Annotated in this window: 27 protein-coding genes; 10 read left to right on the forward strand and 17 right to left on the reverse strand. The window is 46.3% G+C overall.

Annotation, left to right across the window (positions count from 1 at the left end; all coding sequences use genetic code 11):
- Positions 1-33 precede the first annotated feature (33 nt).
- From PAV_RS20075 to PAV_RS20090, 4 genes are all read right to left on the reverse strand, one after another.
- Positions 34-1,209 carry a DUF4179 domain-containing protein gene (locus tag PAV_RS20075; protein WP_005549356.1) on the reverse strand — a complete coding sequence of 392 codons (1,176 nt, stop codon included), beginning with the start codon at positions 1,207-1,209 and terminating at the stop codon, positions 34-36.
- Positions 1,184-1,762 carry an RNA polymerase sigma factor gene (locus tag PAV_RS20080; protein ID WP_005549357.1) on the reverse strand — a complete coding sequence of 193 codons (579 nt, stop codon included), beginning with the start codon at positions 1,760-1,762 and terminating at the stop codon, positions 1,184-1,186. Before PAV_RS20080 ends, PAV_RS20075 begins: the two co-directional genes overlap by 26 nt.
- Positions 1,763-1,937: 175 nt before the next feature.
- Complete coding sequence (locus tag PAV_RS20085; protein WP_005549359.1) at positions 1,938-2,426, reverse strand: HXXEE domain-containing protein; 489 nt, start codon at positions 2,424-2,426, stop codon at positions 1,938-1,940.
- 65 nt (positions 2,427-2,491) lie between these two features.
- Positions 2,492-3,091: a TetR/AcrR family transcriptional regulator gene (locus PAV_RS20090; RefSeq protein WP_005549361.1), complete on the reverse strand. Its 600-nt coding sequence runs from the start codon at positions 3,089-3,091 to the stop codon at positions 2,492-2,494.
- Positions 3,092-3,331: 240 nt separating this feature from the next.
- On the opposite strand from PAV_RS20090, the gene PAV_RS20095 reads away from it, so the two are divergent.
- Positions 3,332-3,562: a hypothetical protein gene (locus tag PAV_RS20095; protein ID WP_005549363.1), complete on the forward strand. Its 231-nt coding sequence runs from the start codon at positions 3,332-3,334 to the stop codon at positions 3,560-3,562.
- Positions 3,563-3,647: 85 nt separating this feature from the next.
- Here PAV_RS20095 and PAV_RS20100 read toward each other — a convergent pair whose 3' ends face one another.
- From PAV_RS20100 to PAV_RS20110, 3 genes are read right to left on the reverse strand one after another with little or no spacing between them, the layout of a single operon-like run.
- A complete protein-coding gene (locus PAV_RS20100) occupies positions 3,648-4,037 on the reverse strand; it encodes a nuclear transport factor 2 family protein (RefSeq protein ID WP_005549364.1) in 390 nt (129 codons plus the stop codon).
- A 37-nt stretch (positions 4,038-4,074) separates the two neighbouring features.
- Entirely contained in the window at positions 4,075-4,668 is a 594-nt protein-coding gene (locus PAV_RS20105; protein ID WP_005549366.1) for a nitroreductase family protein, read from the reverse strand.
- 48 nt (positions 4,669-4,716) lie between these two features.
- Complete coding sequence (locus PAV_RS20110; protein ID WP_040736425.1) at positions 4,717-5,364, reverse strand: DsbA family oxidoreductase; 648 nt, start codon at positions 5,362-5,364, stop codon at positions 4,717-4,719.
- 311 nt (positions 5,365-5,675) lie between these two features.
- Between PAV_RS20110 and PAV_RS34820 the strand changes: the two genes are divergently transcribed.
- The 7 genes from PAV_RS34820 to PAV_RS20135 are packed head-to-tail and all read left to right on the forward strand — an operon-like array spanning position 5,676 to position 9,226.
- The gene (locus tag PAV_RS34820) at positions 5,676-5,828 is read left to right on the forward strand and encodes a hypothetical protein (protein ID WP_005549370.1); all 153 of its coding nucleotides are present in this window, start codon (positions 5,676-5,678) and stop codon (positions 5,826-5,828) included.
- An 11-nt stretch (positions 5,829-5,839) separates the two neighbouring features.
- Positions 5,840-6,040 (forward strand): DUF2642 domain-containing protein, encoded by a 201-nt coding sequence (locus PAV_RS20115; protein WP_005549372.1) that lies wholly within the window; start codon positions 5,840-5,842, stop codon positions 6,038-6,040.
- Between the two features lie 22 nt (positions 6,041-6,062).
- Positions 6,063-6,254, forward strand: coding sequence for a hypothetical protein (locus PAV_RS20120; RefSeq protein ID WP_005549374.1), 192 nt, complete (start codon positions 6,063-6,065; stop codon positions 6,252-6,254).
- Between the two features lie 39 nt (positions 6,255-6,293).
- Complete coding sequence (locus PAV_RS20125; protein WP_005549376.1) at positions 6,294-7,019, forward strand: glycosyltransferase family 2 protein; 726 nt, start codon at positions 6,294-6,296, stop codon at positions 7,017-7,019.
- Positions 7,009-7,809, forward strand: a complete 801-nt coding sequence (locus PAV_RS20130; protein ID WP_005549379.1) for a glycosyltransferase — start codon at positions 7,009-7,011, stop codon at positions 7,807-7,809. Before PAV_RS20125 ends, PAV_RS20130 begins: the two co-directional genes overlap by 11 nt.
- A gap of 11 nt (positions 7,810-7,820) precedes the next feature.
- Positions 7,821-8,165 (forward strand): glycosyltransferase, encoded by a 345-nt coding sequence (locus PAV_RS36390; protein WP_238555878.1) that lies wholly within the window; start codon positions 7,821-7,823, stop codon positions 8,163-8,165.
- The gene (locus PAV_RS20135) at positions 8,165-9,226 is read left to right on the forward strand and encodes a polysaccharide pyruvyl transferase family protein (protein WP_005549383.1); all 1,062 of its coding nucleotides are present in this window, start codon (positions 8,165-8,167) and stop codon (positions 9,224-9,226) included. Before PAV_RS36390 ends, PAV_RS20135 begins: the two co-directional genes overlap by 1 nt.
- A 78-nt stretch (positions 9,227-9,304) precedes the next feature.
- Here the strand turns inward: PAV_RS20135 and PAV_RS20140 are convergent, their stop codons facing one another.
- From PAV_RS20140 to PAV_RS20160, 5 genes are all read right to left on the reverse strand, one after another.
- A complete protein-coding gene (locus PAV_RS20140; RefSeq protein WP_005549384.1) occupies positions 9,305-9,856 on the reverse strand; it encodes a TetR/AcrR family transcriptional regulator in 552 nt (183 codons plus the stop codon).
- A gap of 55 nt (positions 9,857-9,911) precedes the next feature.
- Complete coding sequence (locus tag PAV_RS20145; RefSeq protein ID WP_005549387.1) at positions 9,912-11,111, reverse strand: serine hydrolase domain-containing protein; 1,200 nt, start codon at positions 11,109-11,111, stop codon at positions 9,912-9,914.
- Positions 11,112-11,246: 135 nt separating this feature from the next.
- Positions 11,247-12,062: an SPL family radical SAM protein gene (locus PAV_RS20150; RefSeq protein WP_005549389.1), complete on the reverse strand. Its 816-nt coding sequence runs from the start codon at positions 12,060-12,062 to the stop codon at positions 11,247-11,249.
- 49 nt (positions 12,063-12,111) lie between these two features.
- Entirely contained in the window at positions 12,112-12,651 is a 540-nt protein-coding gene (locus PAV_RS20155; protein ID WP_005549390.1) for a methylated-DNA--[protein]-cysteine S-methyltransferase, read from the reverse strand.
- Positions 12,648-13,292, reverse strand: coding sequence for a bifunctional transcriptional activator/DNA repair enzyme AdaA (locus PAV_RS20160; protein ID WP_005549392.1), 645 nt, complete (start codon positions 13,290-13,292; stop codon positions 12,648-12,650). The genes PAV_RS20155 and PAV_RS20160 overlap by 4 nt, the downstream gene beginning before the upstream one ends.
- A 149-nt stretch (positions 13,293-13,441) precedes the next feature.
- Here PAV_RS20160 and PAV_RS20165 point away from each other — a divergent pair, with 149 nt between their 5' ends.
- Positions 13,442-14,356, forward strand: coding sequence for a DNA-3-methyladenine glycosylase family protein (locus PAV_RS20165; RefSeq protein WP_005549394.1), 915 nt, complete (start codon positions 13,442-13,444; stop codon positions 14,354-14,356).
- A 1-nt stretch (position 14,357) separates the two neighbouring features.
- Here the strand turns inward: PAV_RS20165 and PAV_RS20170 are convergent, their stop codons facing one another.
- Positions 14,358-14,738: a CD3324 family protein gene (locus PAV_RS20170; protein WP_005549396.1), complete on the reverse strand. Its 381-nt coding sequence runs from the start codon at positions 14,736-14,738 to the stop codon at positions 14,358-14,360.
- Between the two features lie 722 nt (positions 14,739-15,460).
- Between PAV_RS20170 and PAV_RS20175 the strand changes: the two genes are divergently transcribed.
- Entirely contained in the window at positions 15,461-15,967 is a 507-nt protein-coding gene (locus tag PAV_RS20175) for a DoxX family membrane protein (RefSeq protein WP_005549398.1), read from the forward strand.
- Between the two features lie 751 nt (positions 15,968-16,718).
- Here the strand turns inward: PAV_RS20175 and PAV_RS20180 are convergent.
- The 4 genes from PAV_RS20180 to PAV_RS20195 all read right to left on the reverse strand — a co-directional run bounded on the left by PAV_RS20180 (position 16,719) and on the right by PAV_RS20195 (position 23,340).
- On the reverse strand, positions 16,719-17,924 hold the full coding sequence (locus tag PAV_RS20180) for a VWA domain-containing protein (RefSeq protein WP_005549400.1): 1,206 nt from the start codon (positions 17,922-17,924) through the stop codon (positions 16,719-16,721).
- Position 17,925: 1 nt separating this feature from the next.
- Positions 17,926-20,277 carry a DUF5682 family protein gene (locus PAV_RS20185; RefSeq protein ID WP_005549402.1) on the reverse strand — a complete coding sequence of 784 codons (2,352 nt, stop codon included), beginning with the start codon at positions 20,275-20,277 and terminating at the stop codon, positions 17,926-17,928.
- Positions 20,277-21,380, reverse strand: coding sequence for an AAA family ATPase (locus PAV_RS20190; protein WP_005549404.1), 1,104 nt, complete (start codon positions 21,378-21,380; stop codon positions 20,277-20,279). Before PAV_RS20190 ends, PAV_RS20185 begins: the two co-directional genes overlap by 1 nt.
- A gap of 100 nt (positions 21,381-21,480) precedes the next feature.
- Entirely contained in the window at positions 21,481-23,340 is a 1,860-nt protein-coding gene (locus tag PAV_RS20195) for a HEAT repeat domain-containing protein (RefSeq protein WP_005549405.1), read from the reverse strand.
- Positions 23,341-23,345 lie beyond the last annotated feature (5 nt).

The following is a 23,345-nucleotide window of genomic DNA, read 5'->3' on the forward strand; positions in this document are numbered from 1 at the left end:
ACTTGCTGCCTCTCCTTCCTCGATCCTACGACGTTATTCCTTCTCCAGCTCTATGGTGAACTCTAGCTCTTTCATATAATGCTTTTCTACCTTTCTGGCTTCTAACGATTCATAATCATACAAAAAAGGCTTGATCGTAATCGACTTCGGCCTTTGCGGGAACGGCTCGAACAGCAAATCCAATCCATAATCATTCGACTCTTCGTACTTATTAGCTAATCCTCCAAGGCCCGCATGTACCAGTCCTTTTGCCTTGTTCCCCTGATCATCGAACACGTCTGCACTGAACAGCAGGTTATCGCGCAGTCCAAAGTCTTTTTTCGGACCTATAAATTTATCGGGTACATGCTGCATTTCTCCTATTCCTCTCAGCATCACTCGCGTCGTGATTGGGGTTAACTCCAATTTCTCAAGCGACAGGCTAAGACCGTCATAAGATTTCGTCATATTCTCTGTAAATTTAATATTTTTCGTATTTTTCTTCACCGGAATATTGAACATGAACACCTCCCGAACTCCCGATAATGATACATTCATGCGGATATTGAACTCATCGGGTAGCGGTTTCGGCTCGCTGCTGAGATTTCCGTTTCTCGTTACTGAGGGTTCACTCCAACTAACTGAAATACCCGAATCTGGGTCTCCAGGAATTTGGTACATACTTAAACTTAAGTCGTATGTTATCTCCTCAAGTGAAGAGTCTAAGAAACGAATTCGACGAATTACTCCCCTATCGTCTGTTAAAGAGGGACTGAACAGATAGGAAGACAGATTTTCGCCTTCACGCTCCCACGTAAAAGCCAAGCGGATGCCATCATAAACTATGTTTTTAATTCGAAGCGTAACCCCGTCATGAGTGATGGATTGATTAATTTTCGTAACCAAATTGTTATCAACCGCGTAAGAAAGGCCAAAATCGCCGGTTTGCTGGAACACGACGCCGATGAAGGGCAGCTTGCTTAATGCATGCGCCATCGTTGATGAGACGAACCCGCTTCCAACTAAACCGCCGCTAATAACGGCTGCTAAGGAGGTAGCGATCAATGCTGGCTTCCAGATCGATTTCTTCTTCGCTGCCTTCTCTTCCCGAATCCGATTCATGATCCGATGACTGTATGTATAGACCGGCATTTCGGTATCGTGAATGATTTGTTCAAGCTGATTGATTTCTTGATCGGTCAGCTTAGTTCGATTGGACCATTTCGCCATTCGCAAAGACCTCCTTATCGTTATTCCGAAGCTTCGTGCGCAGCCGCTCATATTTCTTTCGAATCGTGGCCGGGTTGGTGTCCATAATATCCGCTATTTCATTAAAGCTGTATTGCTCAACCGCTCGGAGCAGCAAAATATGCCTCTCCTCCACGGTCAACAGTTCGAGCAGATTCTCAACAATTGCTTCTTGATGTGCTGGAGAAGAACTAGGTTCAAGTTCTCTGCAGCGCAAGAGCAGCCGATACCAGCGATTCCTTTTCTTCAGTACGTTCATGCTGTGGTTATAAGTGATTTTATACAACCATGCTGCAAAGTTTGTGTTCCGTATGTATTGCTTTATATTGCGGTAAGCCTGTATGAAAATTTCCTGCAAAGCATCTTCTGCTTCTTCTCGACTCCCTAATAGATAGTAGCAATAGCTGTATATCTGCTTTTCGAAATGATGAATGAGGATTGCAAAGGCCTCAGCATCTCCTTCTTGCACTTTAACAACAATGGCTTCGATAAATTGCTGCTTTTGTTGTCGTTCCCCCGGGCTGGATAGTTCCACAGGTTCACCTCCCTTGATGCTTTCCAAGCTATATAACAACCATAATCTACGATTTGTGACACCTATCCAAAATAAAAAACAGATAGCGCCAACCGAATAGTTTTTCTACCCGATTGGCGCATACTGCTTATACGATCCGGTATTCAATTTCGTAAGTATTGATATACTTAAAAGGTTAGTATGTAATAAGCTTTTTGCCTGCCTTGAAGCTTAATGGAATACTGGTCATAATGACAACACCGGCAATGATTGTGCTGATAATAAGCTCACTAGCTGTAATTACATTTGCAGTAAGCCCCGCTTTCATAATGAGGCTATTAATCGGAATGATGACCAATAGACCAGTAACTAAACCTGGCGAGTAGCAGCGTTCGATAATCGTTGAGATCAAATGCGGGAAGATGATGTTGAAGATCATTCCGCCCACATAGCCAAAATACGCGTATTTGAACAATGAAATGTCTGGATAGATGATATAGAGAGCCGTAATCAAATAGGCTAATCCGGTAACCCAAAATAAACCGAACAAAAACTGATCCTGAGAAACTGCTTTATGCAGCTTAACCTTCCCTGCTGCGGAAGATTGTCTGGTCAGCCACACTGCCTCTTCTAAATTGTGAATCGTAAAGGCAAATAAAAATAATAGAATAATGGATGTATTCATATTGTAGTCCTCCCTATTGGAACATTCAAGCAATTGCAAGTATTCGTGATGGTAACGATAAGAATTTACTGTAATCCATTCAATAGAAAATGAACGGTGCTAGCCGAAATCTCTTCCATACTCTCTGTGTGTTCTTCCTTCCCCGTTGTCTCGAACAAATCATCAAGTGCAGGTACATTCCGCGTGAAGATTAGCGCTCCTATAATGAAATGCAGTGTCTGCTTCAAGGATGTGAAGTGGAAGCATCCCTGCTCTCTTCCTGCTTCTATTATGTCGCGAAGCTGCTTCCATAGCGTGTACACATAAGCCTGCAATTTCTGCAATTTCTCCATGCGCGGACTCTGCATAATGATCTCCTGCTGCAGTAAATTGATAAGTTCAGGCTCGGACTGGCGCAGCACGACAAATTGATGGATGAAATGCGTAAAATCCGAAACTGGGTCTTTCAACGTATAGGTTGTCGTAACATAGTGGGGAATCAACGATTCAAACAGTGCATAGAACACCTTCTCCTTGCCGCCAAAATGATAGGAAACAAGCGCAATCGCCACTCCTGCTTCCTCGCAAATTTGACGCACTGAAGTGCCTTCGAACCCATTGCGTGCAAACAGCTTCTTCGCTGCATCGAGAATTTTCACCTTCACGTCATTTGTATTTTGTACCATACCTGTTCTCCTCTCATGATGTTATTGATGTATGAGTGCTACGTTGACTTGCCACATTCATTGAATCGCAGTTTTGAACAAACGTTTTGAACAGTTGTTCAATTCTTGATATACCCATCCTACTCCTCTGCTGCTGCACTGTCAACTTCATCGAACAAGATTGAGAATCTAAGCATAGGAAATCGGACACGATAACATTAACGATCTTACGAATACAATCAATCAAGGGAGGCTTCTTCAATGAGTGGCAGCATCAGTATATGGGCACTCAAAAAAATGCCCATGCAGCAAGTGATTCAATATATCGAACAACATAGTTCAACTGATTTTCAGGCACGAATGACAAATATGCAGGTATCTGACTATGAAGCTCTATCTCCTGATCAAGCTCAGGATGAACTTCGTGCCGCAATATCGACAATGAATGAGGAGCATTACACGGATTATTTATTGGAGTTAATTGACGAGTGATATGGGATAATGAATAGGAGACGGCGCTCCACACACAAAGAAGCATGCCCTCGCGAGGAGAGACATGCTTCTTCTATTAATCATGCTAAGACATAGCCTGAACAACAATATGACTATCAACGTATTGCTTGAATGCTGCTATCTTCCCATCAGCAAGCCTCCATACATGTGCGAAGTCTGCACGAATGGATTTCCCTGTAGCCTTGTATGTTCCGGTATAAACGCCCTCTGTAATTACAATCTTTTGACTTGAAACCTCATGGTAGGTGTGTACAGTGGCAACAAAGTTGTCCCATTCTGTTCCTAAGCGATCAAATACGTTGCTCTTGATGCTGGCTGCTCCATGGAACGTGCCACCGTACGGATACCCTTCTGCTTCCGTCCATACTGTGCTGTCAGTTAATGCTTCAAGCAGAAATTCAGGTCCCTCATAGGTGCGGCGGATAATGTCTACATTCGCTTGCTGACTTTCCATATCCAACCCTCCCACTGTAACAATAGGATGCATAATCTTATTTATGGAAACTTACAACTTCTTCAAACGGCAGGAAGCTGCGTTCGCCTGGTTGTTCATTCGGCTCACCGAACGGCATTTGCGCGATCAACGTCCACTCTTGCGGAATATTCCATGTACGCTTCACTTCTTCATCTACAATAGGGTTGTAGTGCTGAAGGGAAGCTCCGATGCCCTCCGCTTCCAACGAAGTCCATACTGCATATTGCAGCATCGCACTGCCTTGATGAGACCAGAACGGGAATTGCTCTTTATAGCTAGGAGCATTTTCTTGCATGCTTTGAATCGTTGCTTGGTTCTCGAAGAACAAGATTGTTCCCACGCCATCGCGGAAGCCTGCCAGTCTTTGTACAGTCGCATCAAAGTTCTCTGCCGGAACGCGAGCACGCAGCGTTTCTTTCACGATGTCCCAGAACTTCTCATGCTCACCGTCCAACAATACGACCACACGGCCGCTTTGCATATTAAATGACGTTGGGGCATGCAAGGATGTTTTCAAAATTTCGCGGATTCGTTCTTCTGTAATAGCTGGATTTTTAGTTACTTTGCGAATGGAACGGCGGTTGATGATTGCCTCTTTTAATGTTGTCATTGAAATTTCCTCCATTTAGGAATGATTTGATTTGTATACTAGATAAACTTAGCAGTTTCCATTGAGGTCGCACTGCATACCTTCAACAGAGTCAAAAGGCTCCTTGGCTGCTGCCTGATCAATTGCATGAGCCAACCGTTCTTTGCTGGCCAGCCCTTGAATGACCTGATCACCGATGATGAATGTTGGCACTGCCGAAATGCGAGCTTCATAGGCATGCTTGATCGCCTCTTGATGCACTTCACGATATTTTCGGGAAACGAGCGCCGTGCGGAATGCTTCTGCATCCAAGCCAAGCTCTTCAGCTAGCTTCGTCAACACATCGATTTCCCCAATATTTTGCTCTTCTTGGAAAAAGGCTGTGAACACGCGATGAATATATTCATTGCCGAGCTCCTGCTCTTTCGCAAATTGATATCCTTCAAAAGCCAAATTCGTATACGGATGTGGAGATACATGCGGCAAACGCATATCTATTCCCAATTTCTCCGCTGTTGGCTTAATGAATGCATCCCATGATCCCAACTTATCCGGTTCGTTCCATGGATCGATCTTCGGATATGGCTCCGGACGCAATTCGAACGGCATCCATTCTACTTCAACATCTTTTTCCTTTACAATCTCATCCAATGGTCCTTTGCCCAGAAAACAAAATGGACATATAAAATCAGAATAGGCTTTAATCTTTACTGTCATTATCGTTTCCTCGCCTTCTGTATATAAACTCGCTGTAACATAAACCGTTACATCTAGCACAAAAAAATATCTCTCTTGATGTAACCATTATAGTTACAACTAAGAGGAAAGTCAACTCTTTCTAGGAAATATCTAAATGTAAGCTAATATTATTTTGAAAGAAACGTAAAGTTTTGAAAATAAATGACATTTACTGTCATAAAAACAAACAATTTTCACAAAGGCTGCAACTTAGCTCAATCAAATGCTCTGCAACGCGTATAAACTATGATCAAAAAGATATCGATTAAATAGAAATTAGGTGAGACCTTATGTGGTTTAGAGCAAATGAAAAAGAGCTGCAGGCTTTGCTAGGAGGAATAAGCAACATCGTCAAGCAAGCATTGCACGATTCCCTGCTTAGCAATGCAAATGAGGATAATCCTATCATTACAAGACTTAAAGCAGAAGTAAAAAAGAAATAGAGAAGCTGAATATGCCATTGCCCACACCCGCCTCTGCCCTGCATGAAATGGTTGAAAGATATGTGAATCGATCCGTATCTATTAATACGCCGGCTGGTATCGTAGAAGGCACAATCACAGAAGTTGGAAGCGATTATGTAGAAATCTTGGAGACGGATGACATGGTCGTTATCGTGCAATTGGCCAATGCGATTTCTCTGCAAGCCGGTTAATCTGAGCAAGGAGGTGATGAATATGATGGACAAGCTTAGACCTTTAATCGGTTCTAACCTGCAAGTTGCGACTGCGTTGGAAACAACAACCGGTACGCTTGTATCGGTGGATGAAAACAAATTAACATTGCGCACGTCAAGCGTGTCTGGCTATGAGAATGGCCAGTACGCCATATTTCAATTGAAATCCATATCTTATATTCGCATTATATAATTTTATTTGGCTACATTATGAAGGTGGAGTGGTATAAACATGACATATTCTCGAATAAAAGGGCTCGTCAGTGTGGTAATCCCGAATTACAACCGTGCAAATTACCTGCAGGATTGTCTGAACGGCATTCTTCAGCAGACGTATACGAATTGGGAAATCATCCTGGTTGATGATGGATCCACTGATGATTCCATTCAACAGATTCATGACTGGCTTCTCAACAACCGCGCATATTTGCCCAATCATAATTCCTTTCTTACAATGACGCTGCCGCGAAATATTGGATATGCTGGAGCAATGACGGTAGGCTTATTTATGGCAAAAGGCGAATATATTGCAATCCAAGACTCTGACGACATTTCCCATGCAGAACGGCTGGAGAAGCAGATTAATTATCTTGAAGAACATCAAAATATTGAAATGCTTGGAACAAACTATTACGTATTCGAAAACGATCCGAATAAGATAGAGACCAAGCCCAAATGGCTGCGCTATGGACAGCATATCCGCACAACCTATAATAACGGCGGACACTGTGTGTGCCATGGTACGGTCATGATGCGTGGCGCTCTATTTGATCGTAAGGGCGGGCATTCAAGACGTATAAAAGGTGCAGAAGATTATGAATTTATTGCGCGTTGTCTGGATCCGAACCATTTAAATATTGAAAATCTCCCCGACGTTCTCTATTACTACCGCAGTCATCCAAACCAACGTTCCCGAAAATATTTTTCAAAAAAGCAGGATCCTAAGAATGAAATCTAATCATATCCGCGTGCTGATGGTGATGGACAGCTTAGCAGTTGGCGGTACGGAAACGCATGTGCTGAGCATTGTCAAAGCGCTGAGGAAACTCGGAATACATTCCATATACGCGGGAGCAAGCGGTAGTATGTATGGAGCTTTTGCCCGAGCAGGCTGTCCAATTCATGCAGTGGATGTATCTCCAGGAGTCCTTCTTCATTTGCAGGATTACAGGCTCCAGAAAATCATCTCCACTTTACAACAAGTAATGAAATCGCGGAAAATTAGCGTCGTTCACGTCCATCAGACACCATCTGGTCTATATGCTGCAATGGCTGCGAAGGAACTGGGAATTCCCGTTGTATTCACCGCTCATGGCATGTATTATCCCGAAGAACAATTATTGCGTATGAATCAATATAGCGACGCCATTATTAGTGTAAGCAAGCCTGTGCAGCAATTTTTAGAGCGCATGAATATACGATCCGAGCTCATTCCAAACGGAGTAAATCCAGACGACTTCTTTGAAGTAGACTCCTCCTCTCTTCGGAGCCAGCTCGGCTTACCAGACAGTGCGGATACCATCGTATACACAAGCAGATTGTCATGGGATAAGGCCTATGTGTGTACAATGCTTATTTGGGCTGCTAGAAGACTGCACTTGGAAGGCAGCTCACAGCTGCATGTTGTCATCGTCGGAGATGGACATCAATATCAGGAAATTTACGAGTTGGCCAACAGCATCGAACATGAAATTGGCAAGAGGTTCATTCATATGGTAGGAAGCAAAAAAACGTTCGCGATTATTTAAGTCTGGCTGATATTGTCGTCGGTACAGGAAGAGTAGCCTTGGAAGCGATGGCTTGCGGTAAGCCGGTGCTTGCTGTCGGCAACCACGGATATTTCGGTCTTGTTACTCCAGCAGCGTATGCACAAGCGTGGGATCAGTATTTCGGAGACCATGCGTCTAAGTGCAAGCCTTCCGAGGAAGTGATCGCCAATGCACTGCGCCAGGCTTTTACTCATAAAGCGACTTTGCGCAAAATCGGTTTTCAGGGTCGTCAATGGACATTAGAACATTTCGATATTCACAAAATCGTGATTCAGCTGGCAGAGCTTTATCAGAAAGTCATCCTGCAAGCTTGCCGACAGGAGGCTAGTCGTTAATGAAAAGAAAAATATTATATCTTGGATGGATTGGTTACAATAATTTTGGGGATGAGTGGATGTGGGACATGTTCCGGCATATGTCCAGCCGTTATCTCGAACAGGATAAGTATGAAATCATTCCTTCATTGCCTGGGGTTGATTTGAACGATATTGACCCGTATGACACCGTTGTGCTCGGAGGAGGATCTCTCCTTATTCCGGGATATGTTGATATCATGTACAATGCGGCCAAGAAGAACAAGACGACAATCATCTGGGGCAGCGGGCATGATCGCCTCAGTCGATTAATGATCAATGACGACCGATCCTTCAGCCCTGAGCCTGCAGCTGATAGTGCCGTATATCGCGCAATGCTGCAGGAAGTTATCCGAAGTGCGGCATATTGCGGCATACGAGGTCCATGGACGCATGAATATTTGTCACACAGCGGCGCACCAATGGATCGGGTCTCCATAAGCGGAGATCCTGCTATGTTGGCTCCACTCCCGTCTTCCGTCCATCAAGCAGAACGAACAGATGAACGCTGGATCGGACTCAATTGGGGAACGTCTTACAACCGCATTTATGGCCGGAATGAGGCAGCATTAGAAGATGAGCTTGCCCATGCAGCGCAGCGCTGGATTCGAGAGGGGTACAAAATCTATATTTATGTTGTATGGGGCCCAGATCGCGAAGCCGCAAAACGATTGCAGCAAAAGATCGGATTTCCGGAACATGTTGTATTCGATCCTGAGCTCCATTCGCTTGATGCCTATTTAAAATTAGCACAAAAATTCGACTTTACGGTAAACTTCAAACTGCACGCCAACGTATTGTCAGCAGCGGCTGGCATTCCATTCATCTGCTTAGGCTATCGATTCAAGTCATACGACTTCGTACACTCTATGAATCTACCAACGATTATCATTCCAACCCATGCCGCTCACATGGAGACAGCATTGCTAGAAACAGCAAGCTACATTCAGAACAATCGCACGGACCTTATAAGAAATATGCAGGATCTCCAAGAACGCGCAGAATTACAACTGGTAACGCCTTTCAGAGATAAATTGCTATAAAAGTTGGACGCAGCACTTGCAAGATAGCCCTGAGATATCATCTTGGGGCCTTCTTGCACTCTGATTTATCTTATGCCGTTATTTACGAAGCAGTCCTTCTGTAACGCATTCCAAAAGTAAATCCTTCACCTGCACGAACTTAGAGCCAATTTCATCTCTGTGCATCGAGAGCATCATGACTGACCGAAGCAACCCGATAATCACCTCTGGATCTTCATCTATGATTACATGCTTCTGTTGCCATTGCTTAATTAGGGCAGCGCCGGCATCATTATCAGCTTGAATATGGGATTCGAGCGTTTCCTTCGGCAGTTTGCGGATTAACAGTTCATATTCTTCTCGTTGCTGAATCCGCTTCAGGAAAGGATTCGTCTCCAGCAGCTCAAAGGACAACTCGAATAAACCCTTTAGCAATTCCTTAGGAGATTGATCACTGGCCAGCATTTCTTGAATCTTTTGCTCCTTGAAAGCCTCTTCCTCCTGCATTATGGCATAATATAGTTCTTCCTTCGATTGGAAAAAAGCATAAAAAGATCCCTTTGCAATGCCGCATGCTTTTACAATTTCATCTACGCTCGTTTTTTCAATCCATATTGAATGAACAGATTCTTGCCCGTAGTCATCAGACAAGCACGAACGGCTTCTTTCTCGGTTTCACTGAACTTTGGAATAATTAATCTCTCCTTTACTTCAAACAGCGATATACCGCTTGGCGCACCGCATTTTCACGCGGATTATTATCCATATATCCACCAATTACATTTAATCCATAAGCATAGCCCAGCTCATAATCCGGATCTGCATAACAGAATGATCCGCCAGCGCCTGGGTGTCCATAAGCTCGATGGCTGCTGCTGAACTTATGCCCTTCAATCGGTTTCCATAAGCCGACAGAATAAGCCAGCTTCGTCCGATTGACATGGTCGTATGCGCCAGTTGACGGCAGCTTCGGCGGTGCCTCTAACGCTTGTTTTGCTGCTTCGGACAGCTTCAATTGCTTGCCCCCAGCAGCAAATTCCCCATATATACAGGCCATTGCCCGCACTTCTCCGATTCCGTTGCCGGATGGGAACTCAATGGCCAGCATTTCGCGGCGATTGAAATGATCATTCGCAACTAAGCGCTTCGGATCTACCATACTGCGCGCTGTCAACGAGCGTGGATTCATGAAAGCCAGCAGCATTGAGAATGGAATCCCACGTAAATGCTTCAATAGTTGAACAGGGCTGTTAATGCCTCTTACTTGAGCCAGCCTTGTATCCGGCACATCCTTTGGCAGCCCGATAAAGAATTCCGCTCCAAGCGGGTTCGCAATTTCCTCTTGAAAAAATCGGCCCAAGCTTCTTCCTCTTGAATCTACTCTCCGAATAAGCTCTCCAATATACCAGCCTAACGTCCAAGCGTGATAACCGTGCATCGTACCTGGTGTCCACTCAGGTTTCAATTGGGCAAGCTTAGGAGCAACCTGAGCAGTGTCTAAATCATCAAACTTCTCCAATTGTAATGTATCCAACGTGCACAGTCCAGCTTGGTGGGACAACAGCTGCCGAACCGAAATATCCTCCTTTCCATGAACTGCAAATTCAGGCCAATAAGTGCAAACCTTCTCATCATAATCCAGCAGCCCACGCGATACAGCCAGTGCCCCAGCCAGCGCAGCAAAGCCTTTTGTACTTGAAAATACCGGAACCATCGTATGCTCTTCCCATGGTGTCCTGCGGTAAGGGTCGGCTACTCCTCCCCATAAATCTACAACCTTCATTCCTCGAACATAGACGGCGCATGCCGCTCCAGTTTCGTTACGCGTCGTAAAGTTCCGCACAAACTCCTTCTCCACTTCTTCGAACCCTGCTGCCACCCAGCCCTGAACATGAACATTTTGCATCGTCATCCACTCCCTTGTCTATATGACTAAAAGAACAATATTAGTCATATAGACAATACCGTATTTCCATCCATTTGTATAGAGGCAAAAAAATAGACAGCTATCGATGACGATAACTGTCTCTACGATGCCTTTCTAGAATGGCGCAAACCCCTTCTGACTCACATAAATGCAATTCGACGGAAATACGCTGCGAAATCGCTCTAGCACAATTCGGAATGCATCGGGCTGATACCACTCCTGCAAACCAAGCTCCCCATACAGCTTGCTTATACCTAACTGTCGAGTTCTTGCTCCTCCGCTTCCATCCCCCATGAAGTAATCGTCAATACAGATTCGCTCTGTTATATTGATCAACTTCTGCGGAAAAGCAGTACTGCTCGGCAAAACTGGCGCAATTGTCGCCTGTGTCGGTATTCCGGCTGTTTGCAATCGCTCCAGCGCTTTCAACCTTGCAGCTATTGGAGGTGCGCCGGGTGTAAAGTACTTTCGTATGTCTTCCCTGTCCGTCTCAATCGTCATACTGACTCGTACGGAATTTTGCATTTGCTGCAGCAAATCTATATCTCGCTGAACGAGAGGGCTGCGTGTTTGCACAAGCAAAAAATCAGGCTGTTCCTCTACTATGGCCTCTAGCAGCGAGCGTGTCACCCGTTCCTTGTATTCCACTGGCTGATACGGGTCTGTGCTGGATGACATAAATATCGTGACCCTTCCTTTTGCTTTCGCTCGCCGCAGCTCCTTGCGCAGCACCTCTGCTGCTTGCTGCTTAATATCAACCCAGCTGCCCCATTCCGTCTTGCGGAACTTAGCTACGGGCATCTGCCGTACATAACAATAGGAACAAGCGAAGGAGCAGCCTGTATATGGATTCAAGGTATGGGTGTAATCAGCCAAAAAACCAGTGCCCTTATTAAGCATGGACTTTGGAGATGTGTACTGAAATTCCATTCGCTTCACTCCTTCCTGAGTAAAGAAATTCATCTGCAATTCTATATGTTTAATCAGAAGATAAGTGCTCTACCTTCAGCAATCGTTTTTTCATATCAAGCCCGCCTCTGTATCCAGTCATGTGCCCATTCTTGCCGATGACACGATGGCAGGGTACCGTAATTAGAATGGGATTTGCGCCAATCGCAGTACCTACCGCACGAGCTGCCATAGGCTTCTGCAAATAAGCAGCGATCTCGGAATAGGTTCTCGTCTCCCCATACGGAATCTCGCATAAGATTCTCCATACTGCACGTTGAAATGGCGTCCCTTGAATATCCAACGGCATCGTGAATCCCTTGCGATCTCCTTGCAAATATTCCGCCAATTCTTCAATATGCGGGTGCAAGCGTTCGTCAGACCGTACGAGCATTGCTTGTGGGTATCGAATAGCCACCCACTCGCTCAAATGGTCAAAGGATTCGTGTTGTCCTCCAATATAACACACTCCCTGTTTCGATGCTGCCACGTATAGCTGCCAATTCCCTCGATTCAACATGGACCAATATATATATTGCTGCTTCTTTACCATTTTAGTTCTCTCCTTCATTTTCCCGCTCCTGCATCAAGCATTTGATGTCTTTTGCGGAAGACTGCCGGCGTATGGCCAGTTATCTTTTTGAACAAGGTAATAAAGTAGGGCGTACTTGGAAATCCGACGGTATGTGCGATGTCGTTAATCGTGAACGTCGAATTTCTCAGCAGCTCCGAAGCACGATTTATACGTTCATGCTGGATATATTCCATTGGAGAAACCCCCATAATTCGCTTAAATGTGCGCTGCAAATGATACGGGCTTCCATGACATAATTCTGCTAGCGAGTGAAGCGTCAACGTATCTGCATAATGGTTTTGGATACATTGTATGATTTGCGCAACCCATTCCTGATCGGGCATTCGATCTCCCGTTGGCTTACATCGCTTACAGGGACGGAATCCGGCCAGGAGCGCTTGTGCGGCATTTGAAAATGTGCATACATTTTCCCTAATCGGAGGCCTGGACTTGCATGAAGGCCTGCAGAAGATTCCTGTTGTTTTCACTGCATAAATAAATCGATGATCATAGGTGGGATCATTATAAAGGATGGCATTCCATTGTTCCTCTGACATGATTCCATCAGCAGAATCCCGCTTTTTCTCATCACCTGAAAAGTCCGTGCGTATATCTTGTTGATCTCCTACTTTGCCCACTAATACTCACCTCCACTTCCAGTATAACCGGTAAGAGCTCTCCATGTACGTGAACAGGAATAGAAACGCAACATATCGAAATCATAGAGCGAACCAGTTATGATACAACTAGATTAGAAGATATTTTCAATTGAATTGGGAGGAAAAGAATGACGAATGAGTATGCCTACGATCCAATCAAGCTAGATGTGCCCCGCGAGTTCAGCTTCACCGAGAACTTGAATTATCTATCTCGTGCATCCAATGAATGCTTATATGAGATTCACAATCAGAAGGTATACAAAGCCATCCCACTCGGAAATCGAACTCCCATAATCGAAATCAGCGCCAATCAGGATCAGTCATTGCGTATGGCCTATATCGGAAATGAGGTTCCTCTTGATTCATCTGAGCATAAAGCTGTTCAACATTACATCCGTGATTGGTTCGACTTAGATACTGATATGTCGCCATTTTATGAGCTTGCGCATCGAGATCCACTGCTGCATGATGCCGTTCATGCATTCTCCGGCTTGCGGATAATGGGTATTCCCGATCTTTTTGAAGCTCTCAGTTGGGGAATTATAGGACAGCAAATTAATCTTACTTACGCGTATACGTTAAAGAGAAGGCTTGTAGAACAATTTGGAAAGCAACTTATTTGTGAAGACCGTTCCTACTGGATCTATCCAACCGCGGAAGATATTGCAGCCTTGTCGATTCAAGATTTGCAGCAATTGCGCATGACAGAACGGAAATGCGAGTATCTTATCCAAACTGCACAATTAATTGCGAATAAGCAGTTGACTAAGGAAATGCTGCTTGGTGCTGGCGGCTGTAAGCAGGCAGAGGAGATGTTAACCCAAATCAGGGGAATCGGGCCATGGACGGCCAATTATGTCTTAATGCGCTGTTTGCGAATGCCATCAGCATTCCCAATTGATGATGTCGGGCTTCATAATGCCGTTCGCCATGTTCTCGCATCAGACAGAAAGCCAACTAAGAGTGAACTGCGAGCAATGTCTGTCAATTGGAGCGGCTGGGAGGCTTACGCAACTTTTTATCTCTGGAGATACCTCTATTGACTCAGCAGCTACAGTAACCTGCAATGACTGGAACGGAACCACTTACAGTATCCGCACCTATTTTGCGCAAAAAGACCCGCTTTGCATATGAAGCAAAGCGGGTCTCGGGTCTAGTATCATTCTTTTTGTATACGATTTTCTTGATGCTATCTATGGATAAGCAATATAGTTCCGATAGCTGATCAATCGATGCACCTTCACGGAAACATTTTCGAATCTTCTCATTCCTCAGTTGAAGCTCTCTTCGAATTCCAGAGTTTTCGCCCCATCTTTTACGAGAACCCACTGGTGCAGGAATGTATATAAACTCTCCGCATACATATTTCTGAATTTCCTGCAATAAATGCTCGGGTAAACATTCATTCGCCTTCACATATTTCATGATTACTCCGCTCCTTAAAAAATCTTGAACTTTTCTAAGGAAGCAAAGCCTACATTATAAACGTATTTTCACCATGAAAGTCAAAATGAAAGTGAACGGTTCGGGTATTACACTCCAGGCTAGCAACCGTTCATGTCCATAATATAGACTTTGCATGGAGTTGATCTAAGTCGATTCTCATGTATAACAAAAAAATCCCTCATTTCAGTATGTAATCAGAATTGGATTAAATTGTACATTAACCAATTGTACCAGTATATACCTGATCAATCAATGATTTGAGCCTAAATGGCATACTGTTCTGCCGTTTTTAATGCAATGTCCCTAAACTAGGAGGGTCCAAATGAAATAGATTCTTACATTCTGAAGTTTACATAGTAATATATTGACATTTCTCCTCTTCTGCTCTATTATTCATACTAATCCTATCAGATTAAAATTTTAGGATTCGAAGATGATGCCCGAGTCTGTGTTGGAAAATATAAGGGCACAGATGTGAACACATCAAGCGCACTCGGCTTCGGATCATCGGCATGTCATTTTTTCGGCATGAGCTCTTTTATTTGTTCATAAAGATATGATATTCGTTATAATCATGCAAAAAATGCAATCTTTTATGCAATAAATAGCTCGAAAGGGTCTTGCAAAATAGATCCGATCACTATAAAGTGTTTATGCATCCTATATATGGGAATGCTCTAAAACCAAAGGAGGATTGATTAATGATTGATTTTTTAAGGAAAAACGTGTGGGCAGCTGCATTGCTCCTTGCTGTACGGCTCTATGTAGGCTATGTATGGGTATCCGCAGGCCTGAAAAAGCTGTTTGGAGGTGGCTTTGACGCAAGTGGATTTTTAAAGGGTGCCGTGGAAAAAGCAAGCGGCGATCGGCCGATCGTACAAGATTGGTGGGCTTCCTTCCTCCAACATGTCGCCATCCCGCATTCGCAAGTGTTCAGCTTTATGGTTCAATGGGGTGAACTGCTCGTCGGCACCGGACTCATTCTGGGCGCTCTTACTCGTACCGCTGCTTTCTTCGCTATCGTCATGAATTTAGCGTTTCTTTTGAGCGGATCCATCAGCAGCAATCCTATCATGATTATTCTTACGATGTTCATACTTGTCGCTTATACAAATGCAGGCCGCTTCGGTGTAGATTATTACTTGCTCCACAGATTAAAGCTGTCTAGACGCCAATCACCTCAAAGCTCCACTTCACCCTCAGTATAACCTCGTGATTTACGCACTGCTCATCAACATGCTCAAACGGAGATCTGCATAACACTTCTCAAATTCGTGCTTTTTTACAAATGCAAACTTATAGCGCATTTATTTCAGGTAGCATATATGTGCATTGACAATCGCACGGAATGTAGTATGTATGATTTTAATCGCTTAATAAATTGATCTATCTGTAGCTAGATCAATTATTCATCATACGATTAACCCAAGTAAACCGTTGGAATTACTTGATATCAACTTTCATCGTTGCTGCCTATCCCATCGTGCACTACCATGCATTCACCAATGTCATTGAGCCGTAAGGACACTGCAATGAAGTGAATCCTTGCGGCTCATATGGGGTGTTGACTTTTTCTGATGATAGTGGGCAGCAGGCAGTTTGTTAGGTTACATAAGGAAGAGTATGTTTTAATATAAAATTCAATTTTCAGACTGAAAGCTGTTTTTAATGATTCCCCCATCAAATCCAAGCTCTTCTTGAAGACGATATTCGACTCCCCCGTATGGAATGCAAGTGGTGGCACCTTTATGAATCTATCTTAACCCTCACTGCAAGCTTCCTGACGGATAGGTTGATACCCTCGAGTAGCTAATTCAAGACTACATGGATCATATGGATCATCATTTTCGTCAAATTTTCAGATGTCAAGATAATACCATTTCACCTTCACCATAGGCATCAAAAAAGGACGGCAAATGCCGTCCTTTTCACTTTTAGCAAATATATATGTGCGATGTATCACTTTGTCCCCACCCGCTTGGCCAGCTCAGCCAAGTCATGCCCCTTCAACGCACCTTCCACCAGCTCCGGTAGCAGACTTGGCGTACAGGCGAAGCAAGGGGTGCCATCCCGCGCCAACACTCGCGCAAGATTCTCATCATAGAAGGGCTGACCTTGGTCGGAGAGCGCGAGCAGGCACATCGTCCTTACCCCTGCCTCTCTAAGCTCTCGCATGCGGCGGATGAGAGCCCCCCGATTGCCGCCTTCATACAGGTCGGAGACGATAATGAACAATGTCTTCTTTGGTTCCGTAATATATTGTTCGCAATACGCAACTGATTTGTTAATATCCGTTCCTCCGCCCAACTGAATCCCGAACAGCATATCTACCGGGTCATTGGCGCATTGCTCTGTCAGGTCCACAACTTCTGTATCGAACACGACGACCCGCGTATCTAACGCCGGAATGGAAGCGAAAATGGAACCAATAACGGAAGCCCATATTACAGAATCCGCCATCGATCCGCTTTGATCAATATCAACGATAACCGTCCATTCTTTGCTGCGCTGCGCACGGTCGAAGAAATAGAATCGTTCCGGGATGATTTGCTTTCGTTCGATGTTATAGTGCTTCAAATTGCGAGCAATCGTTCTCTTCCAATCGATGCCGCTTACGGATGGGAGCGGAGTGTGCTGTCTACGGTTCAGCGCCCCGGTAACCGCTCGACGCAAGTCATTTTCAAGCAGCTTTACGAGTTCATCCACAACTGCCTGCACAAGCATCCTTGCGGTATCCTTCGTCTTCTCTGGGATTTTCCCCTTCAAGGACAGCAGTGTGCCTACTAGCTGTATGTCGGGCTTCACCTGTGCCAAAACCTCTGGCTCGAACAGAAGCTGCTTCCAACCTTTTCGCTCCATCGCATCATGCTGGATGATCGACACAACATCATCAGGGAAAAAGGATCGAACATCTCCAAGCCATTTCGATAAGCGCGGTGCTGATTTCCCGAGTCCAGCCCCCTTGCCCCCCGCTGTTGATCCGTTTCCGCCCGATGCATCACTCGTCTCATCATAAATAGCCGCCAACGCTTGATCCATGATAAGCTCCTCTTCGGTCAGGGGAGTACTGCCGTTCATGGAATAGCTAGAAAGCTGCCCTTCGACTGGCTGGCCAAGTATAAGACGCCAACGCGTCAGTGCTTGTGATTCAGCGAATTTGTTCATATCAAATGTCCCCAAAATCAAAATCGTTCAATTCGTCAATCATGCTCGCTTCTTCCTCCTTTAGCTCACCCATCAACAATTCCTCCGCCTGCTCAGCTTGCACGCCCCACAGCTCACCCAGCAGCTCGGCGATCATTGTCTTCTCCCGCGGAGCGAATGTGCTGAATGCCCGTCGAAGGAAGACAAGCGCTCTCACGAATTCGTTATCGTCGAGAGATAGAATATATTCATTCAACTGCTCCCATAGTGTCATACGGGACAGCAGTGCATATCGATTGCGCATGGACAATCCTTCGAACCATCCTGCGCCTAGATCGGCCGGTATGCCCGGGGATAAACGACGAGACACCTCTTCCGCGCATTGCTGCGGAGATATCACGTTGCGCTCCATCAATATGGCGCATGCGAAGCCGGACAAACGTGGATTCCGATCATCCCGCTCAGCCAAGCGAAGCAATTCTTGCAGCCATAACGATTCATCTACCTGTTCGCTATGATCTATGGCAACACGGTTCAGCTCGTTCATCGCCGAGATCATCGCATTTGCAGCTTCATCATTGCAGCCGCTCGCATCCAGCAAGAAAAGACAAGCACGGACGAACAACTGCTCCAAGAGCGGTATTAACGGAGTCATGTCCATTCGTCTAATGTCCCCATACCGAATAATCGTAGACAGATCTCTGGCTGCCGCTGCAATTTGTACGACGTCACGGCTGTCCACCGCAAGCCGCTGAAGCGCTTGCCGCGCTGCTTCCATCTGCGTCAGCATTCCGCATTCGCAAGCCACGCGTATCAGCTTAGATGCTTCGTCTATCGTTGTGCAGCTATCTAGCCTTTGTTGCAGGACATAAGCGGCAGCTACTTGAACGGTCTCGCCAAGAAGTGTCGATTCAACCACTTCAATCTCTACCTCAGGTGTCCATTGCAGCACCCAATGCTCCGCCCACGCCGCTTGCTCCTGCCCGCTTGGCTTCTGCTTAGCCAGCGATATGCCCAGCAGTGTCAACCGGTGAAATAGGAAGGAGCGATTCAAATCGAGAAATGCTGCGTCCTCAGAAGAAACCCGGCGATTCTCCCGCAGATCTAGCGCCAAATCAGTCGCCACTGTCGTCTTGTACTTTTCCAGCCTCAGCTTCCGCATCCATCGATTCAGATCATCTTGAATCGGCGTCTGACTAACACCATCTGCAAGCATACCGATCGCAGTGCCGACATCGATCCGGACCAATGCTTCGGCGATAACAGACAGGTCGCCGCGGCCAAGCAGCGTAAGCGCCGCATCTCGCAAATCCAGCAAGGTTGGCGCGCTTCCGCCATGGAGGGCCGCGAGCGATTCAGCCATTCGTACAGCCTCGATTACCTCGGCCGTAGAGCGGTGAGTCCCTGACTCTCGAAGTGAGCGGGCGACAGCGGATAAGTAATGCATGCTCAAATCATCCAATGTGCCGTCCAGCATGTGTTCCCACATCATTTGATAGTAACCCGGCGCATTGTTGCCCGCACCGTAGCCAGAACGCGAGGACAAGCGGAAATAGGAATAGGGCATCAGCGTAAGCTTCGAGCTGCGCTTTGGCAGCAGCTCGAATTCTTCATCCGTCATCGCCACCGTAAGATCAGCGAGTGCGGAAGCATGATACGCGCCGCATATGACAACAATTTTGTCAGGCGCATGCCCGGCGTTAAGCGCCTCAACGATCTTTCGACGCATATATGCTTCTCTGATTGCGTTATAAGCGTATTCAGTACGATCGTGAAGTCGCTCCGTCTCCTCGGTTAGCAGCCGCATCTGTTCGGAAAAGGCCAGTATGGCTTCGCGATAGGCACCTGGATTCATGTTGTGCTCATAGTTCCGTTCCCAATAGGTATCATAATCAGGCTCGCCTGCTAGTTGAGCAATTCGATTGTAAATGGAACGCTCGCTGCCTTTTCCCATCTCTTGTTCCAATGACTCGGGCTTGCTGCCTTCGCTGACTTCGCTTCCTTCAGAGCACGATTCTGTGTGATGCCGCTTATCGTGCAAGGCAAGCGTGACGGAGGATGGAAGGTCTATAAATGCTGCAGCCGCGCCATGTTGATCAGCCCATTTCATTGCCTGAAGCTCTGGCGAATAGGAAGCAAACGGCCACATGACCGTTCGTACAGGCAGATCATCGGTAAACGCAAGTATGGCAATAGGCGGTTTTGTTACCTCGTTCGTGAGATGACAGATGGATGCTGTCGCGTCTGAGGGTCCCTCGATAAGCACCACCGTCGGCTGAATACGGTCAAGCTCATCCAGCATATGCTTCGCGCCACCCGGCGATAAATGCCGTACTCCGAAAATGTTCACGGCAGAAGCCGCTGTCAGGCTCATCACTCGTTCAGCTCCTTGCAAGCCGTGTACAGTCCGCGCCATTCCGCCCCGCGCTTCTTCATGACATTGTCGAGGTATTCCTTCCAGACGATTTTGTCTTTGACATCATCCTTTACAATGGCCCCTTGGAGCCCTGCCGCTAAGTCTTCGTCGCTTAGTTCTCCGCTACCGAAGCTGGCTGCTAGAGCCATACTGTTCGTGAGCAGAGAGATCGCTTCCGCCGTTGAAATAACGCCCGCTGGAGACTTTACCTTCTCCTTCCTGTCGATCGTCATGCCGCTCCGCAGCTCACGGAATATCGTAACGACCTTATGCAAGGCTTCGTCGGAAGGCGCAGCTGACTGCAAATCGTATGACGAGGCGATTTCCTGAACACGCTTCTTCACAATCTCTACCTCGGTGTTCATATCCGATGGCGTAGGCAGAACGATAATATTGAAGCGGCGCTTCAAAGCCGCTGACATCTCGTTGACCCCGCGATCTCTTGTATTAGCCGTCGCAATGATAGAAAAACCCTTGCGCGCATTTACTTCCTTGCCGAGTTCAGGCACAGAAATCGTCTTTTCCGATAAGATCGAGATCAATGCATCCTGCACTTCTGAAGCACAGCGGGAGATTTCTTCGAACCGAGCGATCCCGCCCGCTTCCATTGCCCGCATAATCGGGCTTTGCACAAGAGCCTCCGGCGTCGGACCGTTTGCAAGCAGCATGGCGTAATTCCATGAGTAGCGCACATGCTCCTCGCTCGTTCCCGCTGTTCCCTGTACAACAAGTCCGGAATGACCGTAAATGGCTGCCGTCAAATTCTCGGATAGCCATGATTTTGCCGTGCCGGGCTCTCCGATCAGAAGTAGCGCCCGGTCGGTCACAAGTGTTGCAATCGCCATTTCCACCAAACGTTTATTGCCGATGTATTTAGGTGTAATCGACGTTTTGCCTGCCTTGCCCCCTGTAATGAACGTGAGTACCGCTTGCGGCGACATTTGCCATCCAGTCGGTACCTTTCCTTTGTCAGCCTTTCGCAGTGCCGCAATTTCCTCTTCATACAAGCGCTCTGCAGGCAATCGCATTATATCCTGCATTTGTTGTTGGCTCACTGCCATTTCATCATCTCCCATGACGTAATCTAGGCTCGTTCCTGACATTCTATCGTTTTGAGACGTAAGGCTGCTCCAGCGCTTCTTGCAGTTTCGTAAGGAATAACTATACCGATTCTGCCGCAACCGCAGCTTGTTTTGCTTCCATTTGTTCGACGATGTAACGAAGCTGTTCGCCAGCCGTATACCTGAACTTAGGCAGCACAGCGGATAAACGATCATGATACGATGATGGCAGCTCATAGAGCTGTTCAAGCACATATCCATCAAAGACATAGCAACTCGTATTGCGCTTATCTTCGATGGCGGCCACAAGCGCCTCCCATAGAACTTCTTGATCAACGCCGGCTCGTTTCAATCCACATAATATCAAGCCTGCGAACGGATTGCGGAATTCAGGGTTTTTCTCCATCTTGCTTCGCAAAAACTCGATGCATGCCTCATGTCCCGGTCGTGCAAAAGCACATACGAGCGCAAGTTCGTTCTGTTCAATGAAGCAATCCAGCCAACGCTCATCCCACGTATCGCAAATGATTGGCAGCGGCTGCATAACAGTCATATAAATGGAGGTAAGCTCCGTTGAATGATTCCACAATGATGGATATTCCTTATATTCTCTGGATAGCACAATCTCTTCTATGGCACTAAACAGTGCTTTCTTTCTTTTTTGCACGTCTCTGTTCGTCTGCAGCTTCCACTTATTGCGCATCGATGCCACGTAGTCCTCATACATGTCCTCTTTCGTGAGCTGATTGAATGAGGAACGGACAGTATAGGACATGAATCGGACATCATGTTGCTCCATTTCCTTCAAGTAAGCATGGGCTTCCGCCGAATGATGTGCTTCCATATATCGAGCCGCTGCGTGGAGCAGCTCCATCCATTGAAATGACACGAAATCTTGAAATCGGCTTACGACTTTGGCATATACGTCGAAAAGCTCATTGCACTTCTTAAATTCCAATGATCGCACTGCAAACTTCATACTCTCCCAAATCTTTTCTAGCTTTTTCTTATCGTCCGCTTGCTCCAACGCCAAATCCAGGTTATGATCCAAATCCTGTACTAATCGGGCATTCAGCAGCGGATGATCACATCCGGCCGCCGCTTCTGAAACTATCTCGATATCTTTGCCTGAAAAAGCTTCATGCAAGCGTTCCGCCGCTCGTTCCGTTCCATTTGCAGCCAGTGCGTGATAGGCCGCCTCCCGAATTGCCTTCTTCTTCTCCTTCGTCCATTCAAGTACGGATTCTTCATACTGAACATACCCCGCTAAAAGCCGAATTGCCGTCGATCGAACCTCATCCGAACCAGTTTGTGCAGCTTGATAAACGAATGCGGCAGCCTCGTCTCCACCGGCTTTGCCGATAACGCGCAGCTTCCTTGCTTCCAGCTTGCCGCCATCAGCTCGGAACGTCTTCATCAGATGCGGAACAATCTGCGCTCCATAGGATGGAAGAATTTTCTCCATGGCCATATCTGCAATTTCCGTATATGGATCGCCAAGCGCCTCAATTGCGTAGTGCAGCAAACGCATATCGGCAAACATGCCATCTTCGAACGCCTGAACGATTACTTCAAAGCGTCCGCCACCAGTCGTCGTCAACGCCTCTTGGACTGCCGCCAACTTGCGGTAGGACAATCTCGTTGATAAACTGCTCGGATGGCTATCTATGGCCGTAAGTTCACCAGTTGGAGTTGTGCTGCCCTGTGTGTATAAGACGGAATGAAGGAGCATGCCAATATCCTGCAGCATCTCGGCTGAGGATGGTTCCTTCCCCGCAGGCGGTTCGATTAATGCGGCAATCCCCTCACCGAGCCGCTTGAATACAGGCGCCCGCTCCCCAAGCTGCTGGAACTGCGGCAGAAGCCGCTTCAAGCGGAAGTCACCGACTGCCAACTCGCTGCCTGCTATGTATAGGCGTTTCACTTCTTGATGAAGCTCTTGCAACAATGCTGTACTCATCAACC

Source organism: Paenibacillus alvei DSM 29 (assembly GCF_000293805.1).
Lineage (GTDB): Bacteria > Bacillota > Bacilli > Paenibacillales > Paenibacillaceae > Paenibacillus_B > Paenibacillus_B alvei.